This window comes from Bellilinea sp. (genome assembly GCF_053501535.1).
In genome coordinates, this window is the sequence record NZ_JBRCOK010000168.1 from 22,394 (window position 1) to 29,839 (window position 7,446).

The 7,446-nt window shown below is 49.6% G+C and carries 7 protein-coding genes and 1 tRNA gene; 5 read left to right on the plus strand and 3 right to left on the minus strand.

The genetic code is table 11. The features are described from left to right. Nucleotides 1–131: 131 nt before the first annotated feature. From atpA to mreB, 5 genes are all read left to right on the plus strand, one after another. On the plus strand, nt 132–1,793 hold the full coding sequence (atpA, locus tag ACWIZX_RS15130; protein ID WP_448336382.1) for a F0F1 ATP synthase subunit alpha: 1,662 nt from the start codon (nt 132–134) through the stop codon (nt 1,791–1,793). Between the two features lie 26 nt (nt 1,794–1,819). Beyond that, the gene (atpG, locus tag ACWIZX_RS15135; RefSeq protein WP_322793781.1) at nt 1,820–2,719 is read left to right on the plus strand and encodes an ATP synthase F1 subunit gamma; all 900 of its coding nucleotides are present in this window, start codon (nt 1,820–1,822) and stop codon (nt 2,717–2,719) included. A gap of 42 nt (nt 2,720–2,761) precedes the next feature. Continuing rightward, entirely contained in the window at nt 2,762–4,156 is a 1,395-nt protein-coding gene (atpD, locus tag ACWIZX_RS15140) for a F0F1 ATP synthase subunit beta (protein WP_448336383.1), read from the plus strand. 12 nt (nt 4,157–4,168) lie between these two features. Continuing rightward, the gene (gene atpC, locus ACWIZX_RS15145; protein ID WP_322793783.1) at nt 4,169–4,603 is read left to right on the plus strand and encodes an ATP synthase F1 subunit epsilon; all 435 of its coding nucleotides are present in this window, start codon (nt 4,169–4,171) and stop codon (nt 4,601–4,603) included. Between the two features lie 76 nt (nt 4,604–4,679). Then, a complete protein-coding gene (gene mreB, locus ACWIZX_RS15150; RefSeq protein ID WP_448336384.1) occupies nt 4,680–5,687 on the plus strand; it encodes a rod shape-determining protein MreB in 1,008 nt (335 codons plus the stop codon). A 19-nt stretch (nt 5,688–5,706) separates the two neighbouring features. Here the strand turns inward: mreB and ACWIZX_RS15155 are convergent, their stop codons facing one another. The 3 genes from ACWIZX_RS15155 to ACWIZX_RS15165 form a co-directional block, all read right to left on the minus strand. Beyond that, nucleotides 5,707–6,327, minus strand: a complete 621-nt coding sequence (locus ACWIZX_RS15155; RefSeq protein WP_448336385.1) for a redox-sensing transcriptional repressor Rex — start codon at nt 6,325–6,327, stop codon at nt 5,707–5,709. Between the two features lie 153 nt (nt 6,328–6,480). Beyond that, nucleotides 6,481–7,179, minus strand: coding sequence for a zinc metallopeptidase (locus ACWIZX_RS15160; RefSeq protein ID WP_416181046.1), 699 nt, complete (start codon nt 7,177–7,179; stop codon nt 6,481–6,483). A gap of 121 nt (nt 7,180–7,300) precedes the next feature. Further along, nucleotides 7,301–7,372: transfer RNA gene (locus ACWIZX_RS15165), tRNA-Arg, on the minus strand. Nucleotides 7,373–7,446: the final 74 nt, after the last annotated feature.

Below are 7,446 nucleotides of genomic sequence, written 5' to 3' on the forward strand. Positions count from 1 at the left end.
AAATTTGTCCACGCCTGCAACTGGACAAAGGTCTTTCTTTCTAGTATGATTTAACCCGTTAAGTTGGGAAACAGACGTATTTCGTTCGCAGTAATTTTGCCCGTCCAACCTCATTTTCTTTCGGAGGCTCAATGAGCGACCTGATCAAACAATTAACCAACGACCTTCAGGAAAAGATTCAATCCTATCAGCCACATCTGGAGATCCGCAATGTTGGAACCGTTATCGAAGCGGGAGACGGTATTGCGCAAGTTGAAGGGCTGGCTGGGGTGCAATCCCAGGAACTGGTAGAATTTGAAAACGGCGTGATGGGGATTGCTTTCAATCTTGAAAAGGACAGGGTTGGCGTTACCATTTTAGGGGATTACCTGACCGTTTCCGAAGGGATGCAAGTCCGGTCTACCGGCAGAATTGCCTCCGTGCCGGTTGGAGATGGATTAATTGGACGGGTAGTCAACGCTTTGGGCGAACCCATTGACGGCAAAGGTCCAGTTGTTTTCAATCGATTCCGACCTCTGGAACGAATTGCACCGGGTGTAGTTGAACGGCAGGATGTGGATACACCGGTGCAAACCGGTATCAAAGCGATTGACGCCATGATCCCGATTGGGAGAGGGCAGCGGGAGTTGATTATTGGCGACCGCCAGACCGGTAAAACGGCTATAGCAATTGATACAATCATCAATCAAAAAGGCAAAAATCTGATTTGCATTTACGTTGCCATCGGTCAAAAAAAGGCTGCAATTGCCCGCACAATTGCATTACTGGAACGCTACGGCGCCATGGCGCATACTGTTGTGGTCATGGCGGCAGCGGATGAGCCGGCAGCCATGCAATACATTGCTCCTTATGCAGGCTGTGCCATCGGTGAAGAGTTTATGGAAAGCGGGCGTGATGCACTGGTAATTTATGATGACCTTTCCAAGCACGCCTGGGCATACCGACAGATTTCGTTGTTGCTGAGGCGGCCGCCGGGACGCGAGGCATATCCTGGTGATGTTTTCTATCTGCACTCCCGTCTTTTAGAGCGGGCAGCACGGCTTGCAACCCATTATGTGATTGTGCCCAAAACCTTTGAAGGGTCAAAAGCCAAAGCGGAAGATGGGGTGGATGGCAAAGAATATCGCGGTCCGCTGGCTAAACACGATGCCGAACAAGCCCTGAAAGCCCTGCCGGATGCCGATCAGTATAAAGTGTTACCGGTGGAAGGAACCGGCGGCTCATTAACGGCTTTGCCAATTATTGAAACCTTATTAGGTGATGTTTCTGCCTATATTCCCACCAACGTTATTTCCATTACGGATGGGCAGATTTATCTTGAATCCAACCTGTTTAATGCAGGTATCCGACCGGCCATTAATGTGGGTATTTCGGTATCCCGCGTGGGTGGTGATGCCCAAACCAAAGCGATGAAACAGGTTGCCGGCCGGTTGCGTCTGGACATGGCTGCTTTTCGAGATCTGGCGGCGTTCGCACAATTTGGCTCCGATCTCGACAAAGCCACCCAGGCACAGTTGAACCGCGGTTTGCGTTTGCAGGAAATTCTTAAACAGCCGCAATACGAACCCATGTCATTGGAAAATCAGGTGATGGCCTTGTATGCAGGGGTTAACGGGTTTGTTGATCATGTGCCGGTGGATCGGGTCAAGGCGTGGGAAAATGCTTTCCTGCGTTACATGGAATCTTCTCATCCCGATATCGGGAAAGATATTCAGGAGAAGAAATTGATTACTCCGGAAACCGAAGCCCGGTTAAGAGAAGCGATTCAGGGTTTTAACGCGGGGTGGGTATAAATAAGGCTGCGAGTTGAGGAAGACGAATGCCATCTATTCGTGAAATGCGGCTGCGAATTCGCAGCATCAAAAATCTGGCTCAGGTTACACGGGCGCTGGAAACAGTAAGCGCCAGCAAGGTGAGAAAGGCGATTCAGGCCAATGAGCAGACCCGGCCATATGCCAAAAAAGCCTGGGAAGTGCTGGTGCATCTTTCCCGGCAGCCGGGGAGAAAAAACCTGCATCCCTTGCTGGCGGATAGAGAAGAAGCCAAGAAAGATTTGGTGTTGCTGGTTACCTCTGATCGTGGTTTGGCGGGGGCCTACAATGTCAACATTGTGCGCCATACCCTGATTGCAATGCGCGAACATGATGTTCCAGCGGTATTTGTCACGATTGGTAGAAAAGGCCGAGACATGCTGATTCGCCGGCGCAGGCCGGTAATTGCTGAATTCAGCGGTTTGCCGGTCAATCCCTCGTTCAATGTGTGTGCGCCCATTGGAAAACTGGTGGTGGATGAATACCTGAGTGGAAATGTGGATGAAGTTTTTATTGCCTACACCGAGTTTATCAGCATGCTCAAACAGGAACCGGTCATCCGCCGCTTACTGCCATTAAAACCAGAAGAGGATTCAACCATCCAGTACATGAGTTCACCAACCGCTTCCAGCCGGGTATTTTCTTACGAGCCGGGAGCCGAAGAATTACTGGATGAAATTATCCCCCGCTTCACCGCATTGCAGATATATCAGGCTATCCTTTCAGCGCAGGCAAGTGAACATGCAGCCCGCATGGTTGCCATGCGCAATGCAACCGACAGTGCAAAAGAGTTGGTTGGAGTTTTGCAAATTGAATACAACAAAGCCCGGCAGGCTTCAATTACAAATGATATTCTGGATATTACTGGAGGCGCTGAAGCACTGGCTCAGGCAACCGCAGAAAGATAAGTAAGCAATTTCTGAGAGACAGATGGAGGAGTATTAAAGATTATGGAAAAAGCAACCGGTCGAGTGGTTCAAATTCTGGGTGGTGTAGTGGATGTTGAATTCCCGGCGGATGACCTGCCTGAGTTATATGAAGCCGTTGAAGTTGAGCGGGATGGTAAAGACCCCCTTATCTTAGAAGTGGAAAAACAATTACCCGATAGCTGGGTGCGCTGTATTGCCATGGATTCAACCGATGGGCTGGTGCGAAATTTACCGGCACGTCGAACTTACGCCCCCATTAAAGTGCCGGTTGGAGAAGCCACGCTCGGTCGCATCTTCAATGTGCTTGGCAAACCGGTGGACAACCTTGGGCCGGTTGTTTCCGATACTTATTACCCCCTTCATCGTCCTGCACCGACTTTTGCCGAACAATCAACGCGCGTCGAGGTCTTTGAAACCGGGCTGAAGGTGATTGACCTGATTGCGCCATTTACAAAAGGTGGTAAAACGGGCATTTTCGGCGGAGCAGGCACCGGCAAAACCGTCATCATTATGGAATTGATTCGCTCAATTGCCACTGTGCATCAGGGAAATTCGGTTTTTGCTGGTGTGGGTGAACGAACCCGGGAAGGAACCCAACTGTACCGCGAAATGCTGGAATCGGGCGTCATGAAAGATACCGTGATGGTCTTTGGGCAAATGAATGAACCGGCAGGTGTACGCCTGCGGGTTGCTCTTACGGCGCTTTCCATGGCAGAGTACTTCCGTGATCAGGGCAGGGATGTGTTGTTGTTTATTGATAACATCTTTCGGTTTACCATGTCTGGCTCGGAGGTTTCGGCTCTTTTGGGTCGTATGCCCTCGGCGGTGGGTTACCAGCCGACCCTGGCAACCGAGATGGGCGAGTTGCAAGAGCGGATTACCTCAACCCGCAACGGCTCGATCACCTCAATGCAGGCGGTGTATGTACCGGCAGATGACTATTCCGATCCGGCGCCAGTGGCAACCTTTACCCATCTGGATGCTACCATTGCATTGGAACGTTCTATTGTAGAGAAGGGCATTTTCCCGGCCGTAGATCCACTGGCATCCACCTCACGTATTTTGGACCCAAACATTGTAGGTCAAGAGCATTACACCACTGCCCGTGAAGTTCAGCGGGTGCTGCAGCGATACAAAGACCTTCAGGATATCATTGCCATTTTGGGTATTGACGAACTGAGTGAAGATGACAAACTAATCGTTTCCCGTGCGCGGAAAATTGAACGATTTTTCTCGCAACCGATGTTTGTGGCTGAAAAATTCACCGGACGTCCTGGCCGCTATGTGCCCCTCAAAGAAACGGTGCGCGGTTTTCGAGAAATTCTGGATGGTAGTTGTGATGATTTGCCTGAGCAGGCCTTCTACATGGTTGGAACGATTGATGAAGCCCGTGAACGAGCCAAAGAACTGGCATAAGTGAGTTGAAAGATGCCGATTCGCTGTGAAATTGTTTCGCAAGACCGAATAGTCTATCAGGACGATGTGGATATCGTTGTTCTGCCGGGCGTGGAAGGGGTAATGGGTATTCTTCCAAATCACTCTCCTCTGCTGACCATTTTGAAATACGGCATTATTACGGTGCGCAAAAAGGGTGAAGAGCAGTTTTTTACTGTTGCCGGCGGGGTGGCGGAAGTCCTGCCGGAAGCGGTTGTCATTCTGGCTGATGCCGCCGAAAATGTGATGGAAATCAACCTGGCACGCGCGGAAGAAGCCCGTCGTCGGGCGGAAGAATTGCTCAGTAAAATCAGTGATGTGGATACGGATGAATACCTGGCAGCGCAAGCTGCCTTACGCCGAAGTACTTTGCGGATCAGCGCTGCACAACGTTATCGTAGTGGGCAGCCCCGAATAGGCGGCGGTTAGGACATTCAGGGTATAATGAAAAGAAGGTGCCACTTGAGGGCATCTCATCTTTGTGAACGGAAGGATTAAGAGCGATATGCCTGCATTTTCAAGGGAATTGGGCATTGATTTGGGCACGCTCAATACCGTAATCGCCGAAGGCAATCAGATTTTACTGCAAGAGCCTACCGTGGTTGCGATTGTGGTTCAAGAACAAAAAATGGTCGAGTGGGGTCAGGCTGCCCGTGATATGATGGGGCGTGTGTCCGATAGTATCGAAGTGGTGCGACCTTTGCGGCATGGCGTGATTGCCGAGTTTGAAATTACTGAGAATTTATTACAATATCTGGTCAAGAAAATTTGTGGGCCAATGCTGATCTTTCGCCCTCGCATCATTTTGACTGTGCCTTATGGGATTACCAGCGTTGAAACCCGCGCAGTCCATGAGGCCGGACTTGGCTCCGGCAGCCGAGAAGTTTTACTCATCAAACAGCCGCTGGCTGCTGCGTTGGGAATTGATCTCCCTATCAATACCCCATCGGGTAATATGATCATTTCGCTTGGGGGCGGGACAAATCAGGTTGCCATCCTGGCGATGAATGACATTGTAACCGCAGAAACCTCCCGCACCGGCGGATTGTACATGGATGAAGCCATTGTCAATTATGTGCGAAAAAAGTTTGGGGTAATTATCGGTCAAACCACCGCCGAATTGCTCAAAATTCGAATTGGGGCCGCAATTCAATTAGAGCAACAATTAACCATGGAAGTGCAGGGCCAGGATCAGGTAACCGGATTGCCCAGACCCGTTAACCTGACCACGGATGATATTGTAGATGCTTTACAGGAACCTCTGGATGAAATTGTTGCATTGGTCAAACGGGTTCTTGAAAAGACGCCTCCCGAATTAATCTCTGATATCATTGACCGCGGGGTGGCGTTGTGCGGAGGGGGTGCGTTACTGCGCGGGATGGATAAATTTTTAACCAAGTCATTGGGTATTCCAGCATACCTTGTGGATAATCCGCTTACCTGCACTGCCGAAGGGGCTTGTCGGGCGCTGGCAATGAGGGATACGCTGCGGCGAAGTTTAATCAATTTTTAGATCTGCGGCCTTTTTCCGGTTATTCCAGATAATAGGTCATGTGCTGGAGTTTAATAATCGGGTCAATGTTCTCCACATGAATCCCGATGGGTAAATTTAGGCTGATTGGGGCATAGTTAAGAATGGCGCGAATGCCAGCCTTGACCAGTTCTTCTGCTACTGTTTGAGCAACAGCGGCCGGGACTGTCAGCATAGCGATTTTTATTCCCAATTGAGGGATGATTCGTTTCATTTCGCGGCTGTCTTGAATGACAAGGCCGGCAATTTTTTTACCTATTTTTTCCGGGTCGTTATCAAAGGCAGCAGTGATGCGAAAACCGTGTTCCGCAAAGCCCTGATAGCGGGCAAGCGCATTGCCTAAATCTCCCATACCCACCAGGGCAAGATCCCATATTCTGTTTAATCTTAAGATCATTTGCAACTGTTCAACCAGATAGGCAACCGAGTATCCCGTGCCTTGTTTGCCAAATTCTCCAAATTGAGAGAGATCTTTGCGAATTTGGGCCGCCGAAATGCCAATTGCTTCACCCAACTCCTGAGAAGAGGTGGTTTTAATTCCTTCACGATGCATATGCTCTAAGGCTTGTAGATAGCGGGGTAGTCTCCCAACAACAATATCGGGAACGGTTCTGGTGATCATTTGACCTCGCTGGTAAACAAGATTGAACTCAGTTTAACTTGGTTTAATTTTACATTAACTATCCATTTTTTGTGCGGATTTTCACAGGAAAAAAATTAGCACATGGGAGTGCTGTTCCATGTGCTATGGTGTCAAGGAAAAAGTTTGAGCGAATCAGTCTCGATTGCGTCCCGTTAGCAAGAAGACATAGTAAAGAATGGTGGAAATGGCTTGCACAGCTGCCGCAACATAGGTCAGAGCTGCAGCATCGAGAACGCTATTAACCCCGCGGATCTCTTCGTTGTAAATTGTCCCAGAAGTGGCTAACCAGGCTTTGGCGCGCCGTGAGGCGTCAAACTCAACCGGCAGCGTAATCAGCGCAAAAACCGCCGCCAGAGCAAAGAGTCCGATTCCCAGCCAGGCAATAGAGGTGCCAATTGTCGGGGAGAGGAAAAAGCCGATAATAAAGATTATGGGGCCCAACCAGCTGCCAATTTGTACACCCGGTACCAATGCGGAGCGCAGCTGGAGCATGGCGTAACCACTGGCATCCTGAATGGCATGTCCTGCTTCGTGTGCAGCCACACCTGCTGCTGCAACGCTGTTGCTTTGATATACTTGCGGGCTCAAACGTAAGACTTTGACACGCGGGTCGTAGTGATCACTCAAAAAGCCTTGTGACGGCTCAACTCGAACATGGGCCAGGCCAACCGAATCGAGCATTCGGCGGGCAATTTGGGCGCCGGTCAAACCAGCGTAGGTCCTTACGCGGGAATATTTATTAAAAGCGCTTTGAACTCTAATTTGAGCCCAAAAGCCCAATATGAGCGCTGGCAGTGAGAAGAGGATGTATAAACCGTACCCTCCAAACATCAGTTCCATTGTCTAGTCCTCCATGTTAACACTTTTGTTCTCTGCATTGTCCAGAATATCGAAATTATTTATACCAGACAAGTATTAGTAGAATGTTAACAAAGGATAGATTAAAAATTAGTGCGCCCGCCGAGACTCGAACTCGGGCTCTTACCTCCGGAGGGTAATGTGATATCCACTTCACTACGGGCGCAAAAAATCCGTTATTCCGATGTGCCTAGATTTTACCACGCTTTCGGCGGCGGGCAAGATTTTGAATTAACCCAC

Excerpts from the sequence above, each read along its gene's own strand:
- atpG (WP_322793781.1), top strand. The coding sequence starts at position 1,820 with ATGCCATCTATTCGTGAAATGCGGCTGCGAATTCGCAGCATCAAAAAT.
- mreB (WP_448336384.1), top strand. The coding sequence starts at position 4,680 with ATGCCTGCATTTTCAAGGGAATTGGGCATTGATTTGGGCACGCTCAAT.
- ACWIZX_RS15155 (WP_448336385.1), bottom strand. The coding sequence starts at position 6,327 with ATGATCACCAGAACCGTTCCCGATATTGTTGTTGGGAGACTACCCCGC.
- ACWIZX_RS15160 (WP_416181046.1), bottom strand. The coding sequence starts at position 7,179 with ATGTTTGGAGGGTACGGTTTATACATCCTCTTCTCACTGCCAGCGCTC.
- atpD (WP_448336383.1), top strand. The coding sequence starts at position 2,762 with ATGGAAAAAGCAACCGGTCGAGTGGTTCAAATTCTGGGTGGTGTAGTG.
- atpC (WP_322793783.1), top strand. The coding sequence starts at position 4,169 with ATGCCGATTCGCTGTGAAATTGTTTCGCAAGACCGAATAGTCTATCAG.
- atpA (WP_448336382.1), top strand. The coding sequence starts at position 132 with ATGAGCGACCTGATCAAACAATTAACCAACGACCTTCAGGAAAAGATT.